Below are 19,026 nucleotides of genomic sequence, written 5' to 3' on the forward strand. Positions count from 1 at the left end.
AAAGCCCCGCTTATTGCGGGGCTCTCGAGGATAACAATATGGCCACAGGCTATTGTTATCCATCAAAACCGATATATTTACATTTTATAACTTAGCTGCGCACCAATTAACCAAACATCACCACTGGTCTCGCCGTTAAAATTCACCTGCGCTATATTAAGTAAATTCATCGACTCATCAATGGGCGCATCGCCAGAAGCCTTAATATAAGTCACACCTAGATCTAAGGTCAGGTTGTTAGAGGCTTGATAACCCGCTCCGACACTAAACCACATACGATCAGAATCAGGAATCGTCGTAGTGCGATATTCATCTTCGACCGCAGTTTTATCCAAAGCAACACCGGCACGAAGACTCCATGCTTGATTAAGCTGATAACTGGTTCCCACAGCAAAACGCCAATTATCCTTAAAATTTTCCTCTTTCACCAAATCAGAATCAATATCGCCTATAGGCTTTTGCTGACCAGGGAAATACGCCTCTAACTCTTCGAAGACACTCCACTGAGTCCAATTAACACTGGCATGCATCGCCCAGTTATCTGTCAATTGATGATAAGAAGCTAACTCTGCAAAGGCAGGTAACTCTAGTGGCACATAACCTTCAATCTCAACATCTTGACCGCCGTCATAGACCACACCCGCCGCATGCCCATCTAGCTCAAGCTTAACCCCACTATGATAAGCCAAACCTAAACGGTGAGAAGGATTGATTTGCCAGCTAGCCCCGAGCTTCCATCCAAGAGCAATATCATCGCCTTCCATGGTTTTTAGACTCGTTCCGCTCGCGGGTAACGCGGCTGTAACTTGTGCAGGTAAGCCCGGCATGGCTTTAATGCTGTCTATCCACCCTGGAGCCGTTGCGCCAATCTTACCGTCGCCGTATACCACACGTAAACCCGCTCCCACAGATACCGCATCACTGACTTTGTAAGCCAGATTAGGATTAAACTCGACTGTGGTAACAGCAGTTTCATTACCAAAAATCGCGCTTGCATGAAGGCTATCGACGCCAGTCGATAAACCATAGTGAGAATTAAGAGCTAAACCCCAAGTCCATTGGTCATTGAGTTGGTTTGAATAATAGAAGTTAGGCACCAAAGCACTGTCAGCGACATCTTCAGCATCTGCATCGACAGTCATTGTTTGCGAACCCAGTAATGGCGAGGCTAGAGTCACCTGACCATCAACATTCACATTTGGCATAACATAAATGCCACCAGCAGACAGTTGACGACCTTCAAGATAAGCCAACATCGCGGGGTTACGGCCTTGCGCTGAGGCGTTATCCGCTATCGCCGCTTCACCGGCAAATGCACGGCCTAAACCCGTTGCAGAATATTCAGCAAGTTGAAAACCTGCTGCTTGAACTTGTAATACAGGTGCGGTGATCGCTGCAACCACTGCGACAGAAACAATACGCTTTTTCATCATGGCTCACTTGTTATTATTAGACCAAATAGAGTATTAACTCCAATTTAACAGTGGGCGCAGTCTACTGATACAGAACATCTTTACAAGCTAATAAACAATTTCAGACTATTACACTACTAAAGCAAGCACAAAGCAGATGATAAAATTGGGAAATTACGCTTTAAAACAAAAACAACCAATGCTATATGTTACAAAAACTCACTGAGATGATTTTATCCAAAGCAAAGTTCAATATTATCATATTGATATTTATGCAATTAAATAGACCACTACTGGATAACAAATGTTCACTGAATTTGATGACAAAGGGCAGCATATATCACTACAAACTTATCAATATCGATAACCCAATAAGACATAAAGCCATAAGAACTTGAATTATAATAGATTTAATCAAAGACAATAAATAACTAAAACCGTTTAAAACAAAGCCAGCGAACCTTAAAGGCTCACTGGCTATCATTTTTAACTTAGCTAGGTACAGGTGTGCGCCAGCTTATACCAATCAGCGGCTTCAAACTTCAAGCCGTTTAAAGTATCAGTTTATTGCTCAAGCAAGCACTCAACAAATAGTTTCAAATTAGCTGCGCCAAGCGGGCAGCTGAGTTTCATACTGCTTAATCTGCTCAGCATAGGTTAAGCTGATACCGATGGCATCCAGTCCATTGAGTAAGTTGTGTCTCGCTGACTCCGCAATTTCAAAACCAAAACTGGCCCCTGAAGGTGAAGTCACTGTTAATGCTTTTAAATCAACTGTGATTTCAGCGCCTTCTTCTGCGCGCACTTCATCCATTAACTGCTGCACTTGTTGCTCGGTCAAGCGAACAGGCAATAAGCCATTGTTAATCGAATTGCCATAGAAGATATCGGCAAAGCTAGGGGCGATGATCACCCTCAAGCCAAAATCAGCTAAGGCCCAAGGCGCATGCTCACGACTGGAACCGCAACCAAAGTTTTCTTTAGCTAGCAAGATAGAAGCACCTGCATAACGAGACTGATTCAAGCTAAATTCAGGATTAGGCTGATCGCCAGCATCATCGAGATAACGCCAGTCGTGAAACAGGTGCACGCCAAAACCATCGCGGGTCACCTTTGACAAAAACTGTTTAGGAATGATCTGATCGGTATCGATATTGGCGCTATCTATGATTGCCGCAATACCTGTATGTGTAGTAAATGCTTGCATGATAACTCCTAGTAATCTTTACGAATATCGACAAAATGACCTGCAACCGCTGCTGCAGCGGCCATGGCTGGACTCACCAAGTGAGTGCGACTGCCACGCCCTTGTCGTCCTTCGAAATTGCGATTACTGGTTGATGCACAGCGATCGCCTGCTTCCAATCTGTCATCATTCATCGCTAAGCACATAGAACAGCCCGGTAGACGCCATTCGAATCCGGCTTCAATAAAGATCTTGTCCAATCCTTCGGCTTCAGCCTGTTGCTTCACTAAACCAGAACCCGGAACCACAATGGCGGTCACGCCCGCGGCCACTTTACGGCCTTTGGCTTGATTTGCTGCCGAGCGTAGATCTTCGATACGTGAATTAGTACAAGATCCGATAAAGACTTTATTAATACTGACATCTGTCATCCGAGTCCCGGCATCCAGCGCAATATATTCCAATGCCTTCTCAATGCTGGTACGCACCGTAGGGTTGGTTTCATCCAGTGGATTTGGTACAGGTTGATCTATGGCTACGACTTGACCAGGGTTGGTTCCCCAAGTTAATTGCGGCGCAATATCGGCCGCATTCAATAGGACGTGAGCATCAAATACCGCGTCGTCATCACTTTTAAGCGTCTTCCAGTAAGCAACTGCACTGTCCCAATCGGCACCTTTTGGCGCAAACTCACGGCCTTGTAAATAAGCTATCGTAGTGTCATCAGGAGCAACCATGCCCGCTTTAGCCCCCATTTCAATAGCCATATTACACACAGTCATGCGACCTTCCATCGACAGAGAGCGAATCGCTTCACCGCAGAATTCCACCACATAACCAGTGCCGCCATCCATGCCGATTTTACCGATGATCGCCAACACAATATCTTTCGCAGTAATGCCATCGGCCACCTGACCCTGAACTTCGATTTTCATGGTCTTGGCTTTAAGCTGACGTAAAGTTTGCGTTGCCATTACATGCTCAACTTCTGAAGTGCCAATACCGAAAGCTAAGGCACCGAAAGCACCATGGGTAGCTGTATGTGAATCGCCACAAACGATCACTGTGCCAGGTAATGTAATACCTAACTCAGGCCCCATTACATGAACAATACCCTGATTTTTATGGTGAATATCATATAGTCGAATACCAAACTCTTCACAGTTTTTTGCCAGAGTTTCCACCTGAGTGCGTGCCATCGGGCTTAACGCATCTAAACTGGCACTCTTGGTCGAGGTATTATGATCCATAGTGGCAAAGGTTTTTTCTGGCGCACGTAATTTACGCCCAGCCACTTTTAGTCCACTAAAAGCTTGTGGTGATGTCACCTCATGCACCAAATGGCGGTCAACATAGATCAACGGTGCTTCACCTTGTGGTGCGGCTACAATATGGCTGTCCCATACCTTTTCATAAAGCGTCTTAGCCATTAGTTTGCCTCTCTTACTGCTTGAGCAATATAATCGCCCATTTCACGAGTTGATTTTGCCTTACCACGCTCACTGGCTGGTAATAGCTCTCCGGTTAAACAACCATCGCTTAATGCTTTAGCCACCGCAGCTTCAATAGCCTGCGCCGGCTGTTCTAGCTTCAAACTATGACGTAGCAATAACGCCGCTGACAGAATTTGTGCAATCGGATTAGCAATGCCTTGCCCAGCGATATCAGGAGCACTGCCCCCCGCAGGCTCAAACAAACCAAAGTCGTTACTGTTAAGGCTCACCGAAGACAGTAGCCCCATAGATCCAGTCAACATGGCGATTTCATCAGAAATAATGTCACCAAATAAATTGGAACACAGCATGACATCGAAGTCGTATGGCCGACGCAGAAGTTGCATGGTCGCGTTGTCGATATAAATATGTTCAAGTTCGACATCGGGATAATCTTTTGCCACCTCTTCGACCACTTCACGCCACAGCACCGAACAAGCCAATACGTTGGCTTTATCTACCGAGGTGACTTTGTTACGACGACCTTGCGCCGCCTCAAAGGCGATTTTGGCAATACGGCGGATCTCTTTGCGGCTATAACGCATGGTATCGAAAGCTTCTTCGGCTTCACCTTCACCTTGACGCCCCTTCGGCTTACCGAAGTAAATACCGCCCGTCAGCTCACGCACGCACAAGACATCAAAGCCTTGTTCTGAGATATCGCTGCGCAAGGGAGACATATGCTCTAACCCTTGATGAAGCTTAGCCGGACGCATATTACAAAACAGTTCGAAATGCCCTCGTAATGGTAACAAGGCTCCTCGCTCTGGCTGCTCATTTGGCGGCAAATGTTCCCACTTAGGACCGCCAACTGAGCCAAATAAGATAGCGTCAGCCGCTTCACAGCCCTTAAGCGTCGCTTCAGGTAATGGGCAGCCATGATTATCAATCGCAGCGCCACCGACATCGTACTCGCTATATTCAATATCGAGACTAAAACGCTCCTCGACTGCGGCCAATACTTTACGTGCTTCGGCCATCACCTCTGGTCCAATTCCATCTCCGGCAAGTACTGCTACTTGATAACTCATTCGACACTCACTCCCTGCTCAATTGTTTAAATATATCGTTCGGATAACGCGATTTATACGCCGCCTAATGCCGCGCGCTTTTGCTGTATTTTAGTTTTGCTTTCAGCCACTTTATCTGCACGCCAGGTTAGATTCATCACATGTACTAACGCCTGAACAGACGCTTCGACCACATCGGTCGCTAAACCTAAACCATGGAAGTTTTGCTGATGATAATTGGCGGTAATATCCACCTGACCTAGTGCATCTTGCCCCTCACCTTTGGCACTTAGCTTGTAGCTAGAAATATTAATTCTGCAGTCGCTAGCACGAGTAATTGCATTGTAAGCCGCATCCACAGGGCCATTACCCGTAGCCGCCTCGGTAACAATATCGTCGCCAATGGCCAATGTGACTGTGGCGGTAGCTTTACCTTGTGTCGAATCGGAATGAACCACTAACTGCTTTAATTGATAAAAATTTTCATCTTCTGCCTGAGCTTTCATAAACACCAAAGCCTCTAGGTCATAATCGAATACTTGGCCTTTTTTGTCGGCTAGATTCAAGAAAGCTTCATACAGGGCATCCATGTCGTAATCCTGTTCGCCATAACCCATCTCTTCCATACGATGCTTAATGACATGACGACCTGAACGGGAAGTCATATTCAGATTATTGCGGTTAAGCCCGATGCTTTCAGGAGTCATGATCTCATAGGTATTTTGCGCTTTTAGCATGCCATCTTGGTGAATGCCTGAAGAGTGGGTAAAAGCATTCGCACCAACAATCGCTTTATTGGCTTGCACTGGCATATTGCATAATTGACTCACTAACTTAGAGGTACGATGGATCTCTTTGGCATTAATACCAGTTTCAAGTCCTAAAGAGTCTTTGCGAGTAGCCAAGATCATTGCAATCTCTTCAAGAGAGCAGTTACCTGCACGCTCACCAATACCATTGACGGTACATTCAATCTGACGCGCACCTTGCTGCACAGCTGTAATAGAGTTAGCGACAGACAAACCCAAATCATCGTGACAATGCACTGATATCACCGCCTGATCGATATTAGGCACGCGATTAAACAAGGTTTCGATAATGCCACCAAATTCACTGGGAATGGTGTAACCAACGGTATCGGGAATATTAATCGTCTTAGCACCGGCTTTAATCGCAGCTTCCACCATGCGGCACAAGTTGTCGATAGGCGTACGTCCAGCATCCTCGCAAGAAAACTCGACGTCATCGGTGAAACGGCGAGCATATTTAACTGCTCCCACAGCCATATCCAATACCTGATCGAAGGAGCGCTTTAACTTGCTTTCGACATGAATGGTTGAGGTGGAAATAAAGGTATGGATCCGGAACTGTTCAGCGACGGATAACGATTGAGCGGCGGCATCAATATCTTTTTCAAGCGCTCTGGCTAAGGCACAAACACGGCTGTTTTTAACCATGCGAGCGATGGTTTGCACAGACTCAAAATCACCAGGAGAAGAAACAGGAAATCCTACTTCCATCACGTCTACACCTAGACGCTCCAGTGACAAGGCGATTTGAAGTTTCTCTTTGACTGTCAAACTTGCTGCTAATGCTTGCTCACCATCACGTAACGTCGTATCAAAAATGATCACTCGGTTAGACATCTTACTTCTCCATGGAACATTTAAGTTCTATCTTGAGTGTTAATTAAGTCCAAAAACAAAAAAACCCCGCGGTGTTGATGCGCGGGGTTTATGAATGCTGGGTGTGTTTTAAGCGTGCAACACTACATTCTCCGCGCAGAATCTGCGAGTAAGAGAATAAGGAGGCTGAGTAGTGCACGGTTTATAGTCATGTGTATATTCAAAAAAGTTAGTTATTTATTCATTAGTTTTCGTTGGAACGATTAATTTTTAACTTGTGCAGCCCGAATAGTCAACCCTATTTTTGCTCTCCTTGATAATTGATCAGCATAAAACATCATCAACCTAGTCAAAAAACCAATAATATTCTTCGCAATAATTATCAAGGTCCTCATATTCAGCATACTTCACCATGAATATTAGCTCGGCTCTGTTTAATCACACCTCCATGATTTTTATGCAATGTTATATAAAAAATCAGTATAATGGCGTCGATGGAATATCTTTAATGGGTTTTATTTGGAGTTTTAAAATGGACTTTCGTTTCATAGTGCTATGTTTCAGCCTCTGGCTGGCTCCCGTATGGGCAGACACTATGACAGAACTTGATGACTTAGCAGCTACAGTTTATCAATATCCCAACGATGCTTTGTCAAAAATAACCGTGCTAGAAAACAACAATGTTTCAGTCAGTTGGACCGAAAAACAACAGCTCAAATTTGCCCTCATTCAATGTGAAACTTATGTGCAGCTTGGCGAAAATGAAGCCGCTATCAATCTTGCACGCCTCAACGATGCTAAAGCTAAAACACTTAATATTCCTCAAGCTAGGCCCTACTTCCTAAATTGCATGGCTGAAGCCTATATCAAATACGGCGATATACGCCATGCTTTAAGTCTGCTCGATAGCGCCATTTTTCAAGCCCGCGAATTACAACAAGCTCAGTCATTGGTTCAGGGATTATTGTTAAGGGGCAAAATCAATACTGATACCGATAATGATAATAGTGCCTTTGAAGATCTCCGACTGGCACGTGATGTTTATCCCGATATCCAGCAACAAACTGAAAATTGGATAACATCGCCAGAGGCTTATATCTATTTAGCCTTAGCCGAATTGATGCATAAAAAGGGGCAGCTAAATCAAGCCTTTACCACAGCTAAACTCGCCTTAGATTTGGGTCAAACTCAGGGAAAAGTAAGACTCAACACATTGTTAGTTATCGCTAAGATTGCCCATTTTAATCAAGAATTTAGCTTTAGAGATCAGGCGCTATCTCAGGCGCAAACCTTAATTCCCCAGATAGCCAGCGCCGCAGAACTTGCTGAAAGTTATACCCAATTGGCCGAAGTCGAATTTCTGCGAGACAACCCTAAAAGTGCCATTCAATTACTCACCATTGCACTTAACACATTCGATAAACAGAAAAAAATTAACGATAGTCTCAATGCCAGCCGTTTACTTGCACAGGTTTTATTAGCCGATGGAGAAACAGCGCAAGGCTTAAACCTGATGCAACAAGCTGTAGAAATTGCACAGCGAACCAATCAACATGATGAGCTCGAGCATTGTTACCACATTCTCAGTGAACACTTCGCTAAAGCCAACGATTTTCAGCAGGCTTATCGATATCAGCTCAAACGCTATCAGAGCACACAAAGTAAAAATGAATATTTGAAAGAAACCCGCTTATCACAAATAAAAGCTCAACTGGGTCAGTATCAACAGCTGGCGCAACAACAGCAACCCAAAACAGCCCAACTCAAGCAACAATTGCGCGATAATTACGCCCTGATTGGCATTTTCTTACTGTTGTTTATATTAAGCCTGTTTACCTTACTGTCTCGTTTTAGACAAAAGAATACCCAAGCACCGCAGCCTCAAGGTGACGCCCCCTTAACCGCAAAAGAAAAAATGGATGTCTTACTGTCCACCGCCAAACAACTCAATTACCCCATCAACCTGTTACTACTTAACACTCAACATATTCCCATAATTGAGCTGGACAAGCTCATCACTCAAGTAGAGAAACAGCTGCGTCAGCAAGATATCTTGCTCAACAACAGAGGGGAGAAATTGATGATCATGTTGCCATTCTCCTCTGAAAACGAAGTCAAAGCATTAGTTCAGGCGCTAAAGACGGCCCTTAAGCCTTGGCAAAATGGTAATAAAGTCGCTATTGGGATTGCTTCAATGCAACATCATGACACTCTGGCATCGATGATAAAACGCGCCAATGTCGACCAGCTCAGTCGTTACAACGATATCTGAATGAATCACTGTTGTAGGAATAAATAGCGATTTACAGAGTGCAAAACTTAAGTGGTTCAGGTTATTTAAGCTTGAGTGAGATAGTCACTTATCTCATCGAGGAATTCGCCACCGAAACGATTAAGTTTGGTTTCACCGACACCATTAACCGCCAGCATTTCAGCCGGGCTGGTTGGCAGCATCGCGGCCATTTCGGCAAGTGTCGCGTCGTTAAAGACCAAATAGGGTGGCACATCCAACTCTTCGGCCAAACTGCGTCTTAGCAACTTCAGACGAGCAAATAACTTACGATCATAATTGAGCTGTGCACGACTATTCGTCCTGCGCTTCACATCCGTTGTGACGCTAAGTCGTGGCTCAGCAAGCAACAATGCCACCTCACCTTTTAAGACGCTGCGGGCCTGGGGATTTAATTTTACCGAGGAGCCACGAGTGATATCCTGACTGGCAAAACCAAGATGGATTAATTGCCGAATAATACTCAACCAAAATTCATGGCTTTTATCTTTGCCTATACCCCAGGTCGACAATTTATCGTGGCCTCTGTCGATAACACTCGCCGACTTTGAACCTCTCAGCACTTCGATAAGGTGATTAATGCCAAACTTTTGTTGTAGGCGAAAAATACAGGACAACACCTTTTGCGCATCTTCGACACCATCATAACGCTGAGGTGGATCGAGGCAGATATCGCAGTTGCCACAGGGCTGGGAAGCGCTTTCATCAAAATAGTGCAGCAACACCTGACGGCGACACGTCTGGGCTTCGGCAAAGGCGGCCATGGTATTGAGTTTATGAAACTCTACTTGCTGTTGTGGCCCAGGTTCGGCTTGTTCGATTAAATGCCTCACGCGGCCAATATCGGCAGGATCGAACAACATCAAGGCTTCGGCATCTAAACCGTCACGACCCGCACGGCCTGTTTCTTGATAATAAGCTTCGACACTTTTGGGAATATCATAATGCACCACAAAACGAACATTGGATTTATTGATCCCCATGCCGAAAGCAACCGTGGCAACCACAATTTCAAGCTGATCTTTTAAAAAGCGCTCCTGAATGTCGGCACGCTCTTGTTGGGTTTTACCCGCATGGTAACCTTCGGCTTTATAGCCTTGCAGTGTCAAACGCTCAGCGACCTCATCGACTCGGCGGCGACTACTGCAATAAATAATGCCGCTGTTGCCATTCTGAGCCTGAATAAATTGCCTTAACTGATTAGCGGCATTGAGCTTTTCGGCAACCGTATAACGGATATTTGGCCGATCAAAGCTGGTAAGTAACACAAACGGATTGACGCCTAATCGCTGACAAATATCTTCCCGAGTCGCCTGATCGGCCGTTGCGGTTAACGCCATCATGGGCACATGAGGAAACAACTGTCGCAAGCGACCCAAAGCGGCATATTCGGGTCTGAAATCATGTCCCCACTGCGAAATACAATGGGCCTCATCGATAGCAAAAAGGGACAGAGGCAAGTGTTGTAAACGTTCGATAAAATTTGCGGTTAATAGGCGTTCTGGCGACACATAAAGCAGTTTTAATTCGCCCCGATGCAGCTGCTGAAACACCGCCATAGAATCTTCGCGAGACAGCGAGGAGTTCAAGTACCCTGCGGCGACACCCATCTGCTTAAGACTATCCACCTGATCTTTCATCAGCGAAATTAACGGCGAAACGACAATGGTGACTCCAGACATTAATAAAGCAGGCAATTGATAACACAGGCTTTTACCGCCACCAGTGGGCATAATCACCAAAGAGTCTTGACCCGAACAGGCTTGTTCAATCACCTCTCGCTGACCTTGCCTAAAAGTACGATAGCCAAAAACCGCCTGCAAACAGCTCGCGAGCGGATCTTGATCTATGGTCTCTACTGGGCAAGCTTTAACGTCCATCTTTCATCGTCGTCATCAATAGGGCCGCCTATTCTAATCAAGCTCACGTCAGTTGTCTCGGCTAGGACTCGATTTAGTCGGCTTTATTTGTTACTTAACCTGAACTCGGGATAACGAGTGTCGAAAAATCTAAATTTAACAAGCTAATTCAATGCTATAAAAGGTTAGTTCGAAAAGGAAAGTCTATTTTCTGACTGAATGCGCAGATTTTTGGCATATCAAGGCGCTCTGCTTATCCAGAGCTCAGGTTACTTAAGCCGATTGCAATATAAAACTTGTCATTCTCCCTTGTTAGGCGCTAGGTTATTTACTCTATTACTATGCTGATACAAGGAAGGGCGACGACCAATGACCACTGAAATCCAACAGATTCTTAGCCAAGTCGCCGAAGTATTTGACACTAAAGTTCCCTTTCATAACTTGCTCGGACTCAACATTCAGCGCTATGACAGCCAAGGCGTTGAAGTCGTCATTGAGATGAAAAGTGAGCTGATCGGCAATATTCATCAGCAAATATTACATGGCGGTGTCACTGCAACAGTGCTCGATGTGGTTGGCGGTTTAACTGCTTTCTCTGGCTTAGCGGCGAGTCGCGATGATTGGCAAGCCGATGAATTACTTAAACGGCTACAAACCTTAGGTACCATAGATCTGCGTGTCGATTATTTACTCCCCGGCAAGGGCAACATTTTCACTGGCACAGGTACCGTTATCCGTGCAGGCAACCGAGTCTCGGTTTGCCGCATGGAACTACACAATGAACAAGGCGACCATATCGCTTTTGGAACAGGCACTTATATGGTGGGATAATCACCTAGTAGCAAGCTGCCTATCAAAATTTAATGAGTTTGCGTTACTGTAAACCTGAGTGTCACCTAAACGCTACGCCTACATTATACTTGGTTTAGCACTGGTACTCTTGAGTCTACTGCCTTAGCAACCTACAATGCGGCTCCTTCAACTTTCCAGAAGTCTAAAGTTATGGCCGACACCGAATATCGTAAAGGCATTATGCTGGCTATTTGTGCCTATTGCCTGTGGGGCATTGCCCCCATCTATTTCAAATTACTGCAGCATATTTCGGCCACAGAGATCTTAATTCACCGGGTGATTTGGTCATTTGTATTTATGATCATTCTGATGCAGTTTATCGGTGGTTTTGGCAAGTTAAGACAACTGTTTAAGCAACCCAAGCAGCTCGGTGTCTTGGCAGTAACTTCCACCCTGATTGCCGGAAACTGGCTACTGTTCATCTGGGCGGTCAACAATGACCACATGTTAGATGCCAGCTTGGGCTACTTTATTAATCCACTTTTTAATGTGTTGTTGGGAATGATTTTTCTTGGCGAGCGCTTACGTAAACTACAATGGTTTGCAGTGACTTTAGCCTGCTTAGGAGTCTTGATCCAGCTTATCTCTTTCGGTTCAATTCCACTGGTTTCTCTCGCCCTTGCCGCGTCATTTGGGTTTTATGGTTTACTGCGAAAAAAGGTCAATGTCGATGCAAAAACCGGGCTATTGGTCGAAACCGCATTACTCCTGCCAATTGCGGTAATTTATCTATTAGCCACCTTAGATACTGCCAGCGCAAGTATGTTAACCAATCCTATGAGCATGAATCTATTGCTGATTGCAGCTGGCGTTGTTACCTCTGTACCACTGTTGTGTTTTGCCGGTTCAGCGACACGTATTCCGCTATCTATGCTGGGATTTTTCCAATACATCGGCCCCAGTATCATGTTTATTCTGGCGGTTATGTTATTCAATGAGCCCTTCGACTTGGAAAAAGGCATTACCTTCGCATTTATCTGGAGTGCCTTGATGGTCTTTAGTCTAGATATGGGATTAAACAGTCGCCGCCGTTAAGCTCTCCAGTAACGCTTTAGGCTGCTCAACACTCAATATCAGTATATATCCCTCTTTGGTTGGGATCACTAATACATGGCTACTGTCAGACACTGACAGTAGCGCCTTATCATTGCCGTTAACCGACTCTTGTAATTTAAACCAACCTAGCTTGTAACTCATCAGCGACATGCCATTACTACGATATTTGAACTTGGGCGCATCGCTATCACTCAAGTCAATAATTTGTGCCTTATCCAGTTGTAAACTGCTTAACGCCAACTCTGTGCCATACAATGGGATATTCACCAGCAACTTATCGCCGTTAATCATAACATTGGCATTGTACGCCTTAATAAAGGTCCAAATTAACAGCCCTAAGACAAAAATCACCATGCCTAATGATGCTGATTTAGCGGACACAGGCATAGGTTTCACTTTAACCAGTAAGACGATTAAACCGATACCAAGAAGCAGAGAGATATAAGCGGCTAATGTAGGGAAGTCGAAAGGGATAAATTGAAATATTTGGTTGGTCATTTGTATCGACTGTTAGCAAAGATGAGTCATCAAAATAATCGCTTAACGGTTAAATCACAAGTACGATAACCCCTTATAAAATGAAAAAACCACGCCGAAGCGTGGTTTGAATATTGAATGTTAACTTAACAAATCGAGCGCCAGGATCTTAGATTTACGTTGATAGTTGTAGAGCTGCTTTTTCTTATTGGGCAACGCGTCCACATCAACAATCTCAAAACCATGCTCGAGGAACCAGTGAATACTGCGGGTCGTTAAGGCAAACAATCTCGAATAACCCCGTACTTTAGCCTGATTAATAATATTTTTCAGCAGCACGCTGCCTCTGTCGGCATCACGATAATCTGGATGCACCACCAAGCAAGCAAACTCACCGGCATTATCCTCCTCAAACGGATACAACGCCGCGCAGCCTATCACTAGTGAGTCGCGCTCAATCAACATAAACTGTTCGATCTCCATCTCTAACTGTTCACGGGAGCGTCTAACCAGTATTCCACTTTGCTCCAATGGACGAATCAGGTCGATAACGCCACCAATATCTGCAATGGTCGCACGACGAAGCCGCTCAGCACTCTCAATCACAATCTGAGTACCAATACCGTCACGAGAGAAAAGCTCTTGTAGCAGCGCACCATCATCGAGATAACTGACAAAGTGACAACGAGAGACCCCATTACGGCAGGCATCTATGCTCGCCTGTAAAAAGGCGCGTGTACCGACACACCAGTTATCTTCTTCGGTAAGTTCCGACATGATCCTCTGCGCATCCGTTGGAATCAATTCGGCGATGACCTCGCCATTGGCGTCGAGAATCCCCTCTTTTTCACTGAAGCCAATCATCTTATCGGCTTTGAGTTTGACTGCAATTTGAGTGGCAACCTCTTCAGCGGTGAGATTAAAGCTCTCACCGGTAACCGAAGCTGCAACAGGACCTAACAGCACAATACCGTGATTATCGAGCTGACGCTTTAATCCTTGAACATCAATCCGTCTGACTTTACCACTGAGGCAATAATCGACTCCATTATCGACACCTAAAGGCTGCGCGATAACAAAGTTACCGCTCACCACGTTAATTTCAGCCCCTTGAGTGGGGGTATTACTCAGGCTCATCGACAAACGAGCGGTGATATCCAGCTGCAAACCGCCCACCACCTGCTTGATAACTTTTAGTGACTCATCATCGGTAATCCGCACACCATTGTAATATTCCGGTTTCAGGTTATGGATGGCTAAAGCTTCATCAATCTGTGGCCGAGCACCATGAACCAAAACTATCTTGATCCCCAGGCTATGAAGCAAGGCAATATCATTGATAATCGAGCGAATTTTGTTTTGTGCCAGCGCTTCGCCACCTAACATAACCACAAATGTCTTGCCCCTATGTGCATTTACATAAGAAGCAGAATGACGAAAACCTTCAACCAACTCAGTTGTGCGCACCCGCGTAACCTCTATATTTTAATAAATATGCCGCAGCATAAACCGCATAGGAATAAAGACCCAATAATATTGCATTTAAATTCACTTTTAAAGCATTTATTTTTATTGAATACAATCTGTCACTAATGAAGAAAGAATAGTCAGTTTAATGGATTAGCGCGAAAAGAATTATGACAAGGCCGAAAAAATTAGTCATTGAAATTAAATTGTTATCCCAAACAGTCTAAAGAGGTGATCGCTCAGCGAGAATTTAGCGCTTTTGAAGCAAGGCCCTTAATTGCTCCAAAGTAGCATTAACATACTTACCACCTAGCTTCACTTTTAAACATCGACCATAAAAAAAGCCCCTAGCTGTTTATAACAACTAGGGGCTTTTAAAAAACTGAAATCAATAATTACTTGATTTTAGCTTCTTTATACATAACGTGTTGACGAATAACAGGATCAAATTTCTTGATCTCCATTTTTTCAGGCATGTTACGTTTGTTCTTCTCAGTCGTGTAGAAGTGACCTGTTTTAGCGCTAGAAACTAGCTTGATCTTCTCACGGTTACCTTTAGCTTTAGCCATGGTTTATTACACCTTCTCGCCGCGGGCACGAAGTTCAGCAACAACAACTTCAATACCTTTTTTATCGATAATACGCATACCTTTAGTAGATACACGTAGTTGAACGAAACGCTTTTCGTCTTCTAACCAGAAACGGTGGTTCTGTAGGTTAGGTAAAAAACGACGACGAGTCGCGTTCTTAGCGTGCGAACGGTTGTTACCAACCATAGGCTTCTTGCCAGTAACTTGGCATACTCTTGACATGTCAATCTTCTCCAAAAACAATTTAACGCTCGAGCATTAATGTACCTCGAATATGGCCGTCGCCCGAGGCACACAAAGAGGGCGCATTTTATACAGGATCTAAAACTAAAGATCAAGGGATATTCAATCTATCCATCCCCTCTCTGCAAACGAAACTATCTCTCTATCACCCACAACCATATGGTCTAACAGGGAAACATCGATAGTCGCCAGCGCGTTTTTTAATCGCTCAGTAATTCGCCTATCGGCATGGCTTGGTTCCGCAACCCCGGATGGGTGGTTGTGGCAGACAATGACAGCCGCGGCTTTTTTCTCAAGCACTAGACTTACCACTTCACGTGGATAAACCGAGGCTGAATCTATGGTGCCACGGAACAATTCAACAAATTGAATGACTCTGTGCTGACTATCGAGTAATAAGATGGCAAACACTTCATAGGCACGATCCGCTAATTGTCTCATTAAATAGTCTCGAGTTAAATCAGGATCTGTTAAAATCTTTCCTCTTTGTAGATTTTCTTGCGAAATTCGCTTACTTATCTCAATTGCGGCCTGTAATTGGGCATATTTTACCGGTCCTATCCCTTGGATTTCACACATTTCACTCTGGTTAGCCGTCATTAACGCCCGTAAGCCACCAAAATGACCAATCATAGACCTTGCTAAGGAAACCGCACTTTGACCCCGCAAACCGTTTCTGAGTAACACAGCCAATAACTCTGCATCTGAAAGCTGAGCCGGACCATAACGCAATAATTTTTCTCTCGGGCCCTCACCCTCAGGCCAATCCTTAATTGTCATTACAACCTCCCTGTTGCCGACGAAAAAACAAAACAAGATAATTTGCCGCACGAGTGGTGCCGGCAAGCTATGATTATGGCCTAGTTTTTAAAAACTTGTTTGCTCTGGTTAAATCAGCGCACATCGATATTTCAGCTGGGTTTAAACAGCGACTGGTTCTGGTTTTATACAAGGCGACACCGATGGCTGCAATGATTGCGCATAAACACACACCGACACCGCAGAACGAACAAAATCTGATCTTGAAACATCTACATGCCCTAGGTTTGTGATATTGTTATGCCAGTATAAAACGATAGTGATTAGCCCCTTAGTGATGAACATGACGCTAGCAAATAAAAAAATATTGTTGGGAATTGGTGGTGGTATTGCAGCCTATAAATCTGCCGATCTTGTCAGACGCCTCAAAGAGCGTGGCGCTGACGTAAGAGTCGTGATGAGCCAAAGCGCGCAACAATTTATCACACCACTGACACTGCAGGCATTATCAGGTCACCCTGTAGCCAGTGATCTGTTAGATCCCGCAGCCGAAGCCGCTATGGGACATATCGAACTCGCTCGCTGGGCAGATTTAGTTTTAATCGCCCCAGCAACAGCAAATGTTATTGCCCGCATCAATGCCGGTATGGCCGATGAACTGATCACCACCACCTGTTTAGCAACAGAAGCGCCTGTCGTACTCTGCCCGGCAATGAATCAACAGATGTACCGTAATCCGGCAACCCAAGCGAACTTAGCCTCTTTACAAAGCCGTGGCCTCACTATTTGGGGACCCGCATCAGGTAGCCAGGCTTGCGGCGAAATTGGCCCAGGCCGAATGGAAGAGCCTTTGGTTATTGCCGATCGAGTCGAACAGTTTTTTGCGCCTAAGTTACTGCAAGGTAAATCACTGCTGCTGACTGCTGGACCGACCCGCGAAGCGATCGACCCTGTGCGTTATATCTCTAATCACAGCTCTGGAAAAATGGGCTTTGCCATTGCCAAAGCCGCCGCAGAAATGGGCGCTAATGTCACCTTAGTCAGTGGACCGGTCAACCTTGAAACGCCAGTCAATGTTGAGCGCATCAATGTACAGTCGACGCAACAGATGCTCGACGCGGTATTAACCAAGGTTGAACACTGTGATATTTTCGTTGGCTGCGCCGCCGTGTGTGATTATAAAGTGGCAGATGTCGCCAATGACAAAATCAAAAAATCGGCCGAGGAGATGGCGCTTGCACTGGTACGTAATCCTGATATCTTAGCGACCGTTGCCGCCCATGAGCAGCGTCCATTTACCGTAGGATTTGCCGCCGAGACCCAAGATGTCGAGCGCTACGCCAAAGATAAACTACAGCGTAAAAAGCTGGATATGATTGCCGCTAATGACGTTTCTAATCCTGCACAGGGCTTTAATAGCGACGATAATGCATTAACAGTATATTGGTCTGACGGTCAATACGAGCTAGCAGTTAATGACAAATATACTCTAGCTAAACAATTACTTACCATAATTGCAAACCAGATGAAAACAGCATGAAAACGCCAATTGAACTGAAAATTCTCGACTCACGCATAGGCTCACAATTTCCATTGCCAAGCTACGCGACACCTGGCAGTGCGGGGATGGATTTGCGGGCCATGCTAGAAACTACCTTAGTGATCCAACCGGGAGAAACTCAACTTATTCCGACAGGTATCGCAGTTCATGTTGCTGACCCTAGCCTCGCTGCAGTCATTCTGCCACGATCCGGCCTTGGTCATAAACACGGTATCGTTTTAGGCAACTTAGTCGGTCTTATCGACTCAGATTACCAAGGTCCTCTCATGGTCTCTTGCTGGAATCGCAGCAGTGAACCATTCACTATCGAAATTGGTGACCGCATTGCCCAGTTGATGTTTGTTCCTGTGGTTCAGGCCGAATTCAAACTGGTCGATGAATTTGATAACTCAGAAAGAGGTGAAGGTGGTTTCGGCCACTCAGGCACCCGTTAATCAGATCCACTAATAAAAATAATAATTTAAGCCGATAAACCCTTTGTCTATCGGCAGTAGTTTTAATTGAGTAAGGGAAAATCTAGATGGCTGTAAGCCCCAAAATCAATCGGCGTGAGCACATATTGCAATGTTTAGCCACTATGCTAGAAACCAGTCCTGGACAACGTATCACCACAGCTAAACTTGCAGCAGAAGTCGGGGTATCGGAAGCGGCGCTTTATCGCCATTTTCCAAGTAAGGCAAGAATGTTTGAGGGGCTGATAGATTTTATCGAAGACTCTCTGCTTTCACGCATCAATTTGATTATGGAAGATGAAAAAGACACCATGAAGCGCTGCCAGTTGCTGTTGCAATTATTATTGGTGTTTGCCGAGCGTAACCCCGGCATATCGCGGGTACTTAATGGCGATGCACTACTTGGCGAAAATGAACGTCTTCGCAGCCGAACAGGGCAAATATTCTCAAAAGTCGAAACCCATTTAAAACAGATCTTACGCGAGAAAACACTGCGCGAAGGTAAAGGATTTAATATCGACGAAGCGATTTTGGCGAATCTTTTACTCGCCGTCGCCGAAGGGCGTATTGCCCAATTTGTCCGTAGCGATTTTAAGCACAAACCCACAGAACATTTTGTCGAACAATGGACCTTTATTCAGCAACAATTGCTACAAAGTTAACCGTTTCATAAAAGGCAGCCCAAGGCTGCCTT

General features: G+C 44.9%; 17 protein-coding genes. 6 read left to right on the forward strand and 11 right to left on the reverse strand.

Annotated features, from left to right (window positions below):
- Nucleotides 1–77: 77 nt before the first annotated feature.
- The 5 genes from L1D21_RS12640 to leuA all read right to left on the reverse strand — a co-directional run bounded on the left by L1D21_RS12640 (nucleotide 78) and on the right by leuA (nucleotide 6,747).
- On the reverse strand, nucleotides 78–1,430 hold the full coding sequence (locus L1D21_RS12640) for an outer membrane protein transport protein (protein WP_239845628.1): 1,353 nt from the start codon (nucleotides 1,428–1,430) through the stop codon (nucleotides 78–80).
- 583 nt (nucleotides 1,431–2,013) lie between these two features.
- A complete protein-coding gene (gene leuD / locus L1D21_RS12645; RefSeq protein ID WP_239845629.1) occupies nucleotides 2,014–2,619 on the reverse strand; it encodes a 3-isopropylmalate dehydratase small subunit in 606 nt (201 codons plus the stop codon).
- 8 nt (nucleotides 2,620–2,627) lie between these two features.
- On the reverse strand, nucleotides 2,628–4,028 hold the full coding sequence (gene leuC / locus L1D21_RS12650; protein ID WP_239845630.1) for a 3-isopropylmalate dehydratase large subunit: 1,401 nt from the start codon (nucleotides 4,026–4,028) through the stop codon (nucleotides 2,628–2,630).
- Nucleotides 4,028–5,122 carry a 3-isopropylmalate dehydrogenase gene (gene leuB / locus L1D21_RS12655; RefSeq protein ID WP_239845631.1) on the reverse strand — a complete coding sequence of 365 codons (1,095 nt, stop codon included), beginning with the start codon at nucleotides 5,120–5,122 and terminating at the stop codon, nucleotides 4,028–4,030. The genes leuC and leuB overlap by 1 nt, the downstream gene beginning before the upstream one ends.
- A 53-nt stretch (nucleotides 5,123–5,175) precedes the next feature.
- Complete coding sequence (gene leuA / locus L1D21_RS12660) at nucleotides 5,176–6,747, reverse strand: 2-isopropylmalate synthase (RefSeq protein ID WP_239845632.1); 1,572 nt, start codon at nucleotides 6,745–6,747, stop codon at nucleotides 5,176–5,178.
- A 511-nt stretch (nucleotides 6,748–7,258) separates the two neighbouring features.
- On the opposite strand from leuA, the gene L1D21_RS12665 reads away from it, so the two are divergent.
- The gene (locus L1D21_RS12665; protein WP_239845633.1) at nucleotides 7,259–8,998 is read left to right on the forward strand and encodes a histidine kinase; all 1,740 of its coding nucleotides are present in this window, start codon (nucleotides 7,259–7,261) and stop codon (nucleotides 8,996–8,998) included.
- A gap of 65 nt (nucleotides 8,999–9,063) precedes the next feature.
- Here L1D21_RS12665 and recQ read toward each other — a convergent pair whose 3' ends face one another.
- Entirely contained in the window at nucleotides 9,064–10,896 is a 1,833-nt protein-coding gene (recQ, locus tag L1D21_RS12670; RefSeq protein WP_239845634.1) for a DNA helicase RecQ, read from the reverse strand.
- A 348-nt stretch (nucleotides 10,897–11,244) separates the two neighbouring features.
- Between recQ and L1D21_RS12675 the strand changes: the two genes are divergently transcribed.
- Nucleotides 11,245–11,706 (forward strand): thioesterase family protein, encoded by a 462-nt coding sequence (locus tag L1D21_RS12675; protein ID WP_239845635.1) that lies wholly within the window; start codon nucleotides 11,245–11,247, stop codon nucleotides 11,704–11,706.
- 171 nt (nucleotides 11,707–11,877) lie between these two features.
- A complete protein-coding gene (rarD, locus tag L1D21_RS12680; RefSeq protein WP_239845636.1) occupies nucleotides 11,878–12,762 on the forward strand; it encodes an EamA family transporter RarD in 885 nt (294 codons plus the stop codon).
- On the opposite strand, the gene L1D21_RS12685 is transcribed toward rarD, so the two are convergent.
- The 5 genes from L1D21_RS12685 to radC all read right to left on the reverse strand — a co-directional run bounded on the left by L1D21_RS12685 (nucleotide 12,742) and on the right by radC (nucleotide 16,340).
- A complete protein-coding gene (locus L1D21_RS12685) occupies nucleotides 12,742–13,281 on the reverse strand; it encodes a hypothetical protein (RefSeq protein WP_239845637.1) in 540 nt (179 codons plus the stop codon). The two genes, rarD and L1D21_RS12685, sit on opposite strands and share 21 nt — an antisense overlap.
- 120 nt (nucleotides 13,282–13,401) lie before the next feature.
- The gene (gene argA / locus L1D21_RS12690; RefSeq protein WP_239845638.1) at nucleotides 13,402–14,727 is read right to left on the reverse strand and encodes an amino-acid N-acetyltransferase; all 1,326 of its coding nucleotides are present in this window, start codon (nucleotides 14,725–14,727) and stop codon (nucleotides 13,402–13,404) included.
- Between the two features lie 395 nt (nucleotides 14,728–15,122).
- Nucleotides 15,123–15,296: a 50S ribosomal protein L33 gene (rpmG, locus tag L1D21_RS12695; RefSeq protein ID WP_028773492.1), complete on the reverse strand. Its 174-nt coding sequence runs from the start codon at nucleotides 15,294–15,296 to the stop codon at nucleotides 15,123–15,125.
- Between the two features lie 6 nt (nucleotides 15,297–15,302).
- Complete coding sequence (gene rpmB / locus L1D21_RS12700) at nucleotides 15,303–15,539, reverse strand: 50S ribosomal protein L28 (protein WP_011867275.1); 237 nt, start codon at nucleotides 15,537–15,539, stop codon at nucleotides 15,303–15,305.
- Nucleotides 15,540–15,662: 123 nt separating this feature from the next.
- Complete coding sequence (gene radC / locus L1D21_RS12705) at nucleotides 15,663–16,340, reverse strand: DNA repair protein RadC (RefSeq protein WP_239845639.1); 678 nt, start codon at nucleotides 16,338–16,340, stop codon at nucleotides 15,663–15,665.
- Between the two features lie 322 nt (nucleotides 16,341–16,662).
- Between radC and coaBC the strand changes: the two genes are divergently transcribed.
- From coaBC to slmA, 3 genes are all read left to right on the forward strand, one after another.
- On the forward strand, nucleotides 16,663–17,859 hold the full coding sequence (gene coaBC, locus L1D21_RS12710; protein ID WP_239845640.1) for a bifunctional phosphopantothenoylcysteine decarboxylase/phosphopantothenate--cysteine ligase CoaBC: 1,197 nt from the start codon (nucleotides 16,663–16,665) through the stop codon (nucleotides 17,857–17,859).
- A complete protein-coding gene (dut, locus tag L1D21_RS12715) occupies nucleotides 17,856–18,314 on the forward strand; it encodes a dUTP diphosphatase (protein WP_239845641.1) in 459 nt (152 codons plus the stop codon). Before coaBC ends, dut begins: the two co-directional genes overlap by 4 nt.
- 86 nt (nucleotides 18,315–18,400) lie before the next feature.
- On the forward strand, nucleotides 18,401–18,994 hold the full coding sequence (gene slmA / locus L1D21_RS12720; RefSeq protein WP_239845642.1) for a nucleoid occlusion factor SlmA: 594 nt from the start codon (nucleotides 18,401–18,403) through the stop codon (nucleotides 18,992–18,994).
- Nucleotides 18,995–19,026: the final 32 nt, after the last annotated feature.

The sequence above is a fragment of the Shewanella sp. Isolate11 genome, from assembly GCF_022398315.1.
Lineage (GTDB): Bacteria > Pseudomonadota > Gammaproteobacteria > Enterobacterales > Shewanellaceae > Shewanella.

Excerpts from the sequence above, each read along its gene's own strand:
- L1D21_RS12640 (WP_239845628.1), bottom strand. The coding sequence starts at position 1,430 with ATGAAAAAGCGTATTGTTTCTGTCGCAGTGGTTGCAGCGATCACCGCA.
- leuD (WP_239845629.1), bottom strand. The coding sequence starts at position 2,619 with ATGCAAGCATTTACTACACATACAGGTATTGCGGCAATCATAGATAGC.
- leuC (WP_239845630.1), bottom strand. The coding sequence starts at position 4,028 with ATGGCTAAGACGCTTTATGAAAAGGTATGGGACAGCCATATTGTAGCC.
- leuB (WP_239845631.1), bottom strand. The coding sequence starts at position 5,122 with ATGAGTTATCAAGTAGCAGTACTTGCCGGAGATGGAATTGGACCAGAG.
- leuA (WP_239845632.1), bottom strand. The coding sequence starts at position 6,747 with ATGTCTAACCGAGTGATCATTTTTGATACGACGTTACGTGATGGTGAG.
- L1D21_RS12665 (WP_239845633.1), top strand. The coding sequence starts at position 7,259 with ATGGACTTTCGTTTCATAGTGCTATGTTTCAGCCTCTGGCTGGCTCCC.
- recQ (WP_239845634.1), bottom strand. The coding sequence starts at position 10,896 with ATGGACGTTAAAGCTTGCCCAGTAGAGACCATAGATCAAGATCCGCTC.
- L1D21_RS12675 (WP_239845635.1), top strand. The coding sequence starts at position 11,245 with ATGACCACTGAAATCCAACAGATTCTTAGCCAAGTCGCCGAAGTATTT.
- rarD (WP_239845636.1), top strand. The coding sequence starts at position 11,878 with ATGGCCGACACCGAATATCGTAAAGGCATTATGCTGGCTATTTGTGCC.
- L1D21_RS12685 (WP_239845637.1), bottom strand. The coding sequence starts at position 13,281 with ATGACCAACCAAATATTTCAATTTATCCCTTTCGACTTCCCTACATTA.
- rpmG (WP_028773492.1), bottom strand. The coding sequence starts at position 15,296 with ATGGCTAAAGCTAAAGGTAACCGTGAGAAGATCAAGCTAGTTTCTAGC.
- rpmB (WP_011867275.1), bottom strand. The coding sequence starts at position 15,539 with ATGTCAAGAGTATGCCAAGTTACTGGCAAGAAGCCTATGGTTGGTAAC.
- radC (WP_239845639.1), bottom strand. The coding sequence starts at position 16,340 with ATGACAATTAAGGATTGGCCTGAGGGTGAGGGCCCGAGAGAAAAATTA.
- coaBC (WP_239845640.1), top strand. The coding sequence starts at position 16,663 with ATGACGCTAGCAAATAAAAAAATATTGTTGGGAATTGGTGGTGGTATT.
- dut (WP_239845641.1), top strand. The coding sequence starts at position 17,856 with ATGAAAACGCCAATTGAACTGAAAATTCTCGACTCACGCATAGGCTCA.
- slmA (WP_239845642.1), top strand. The coding sequence starts at position 18,401 with ATGGCTGTAAGCCCCAAAATCAATCGGCGTGAGCACATATTGCAATGT.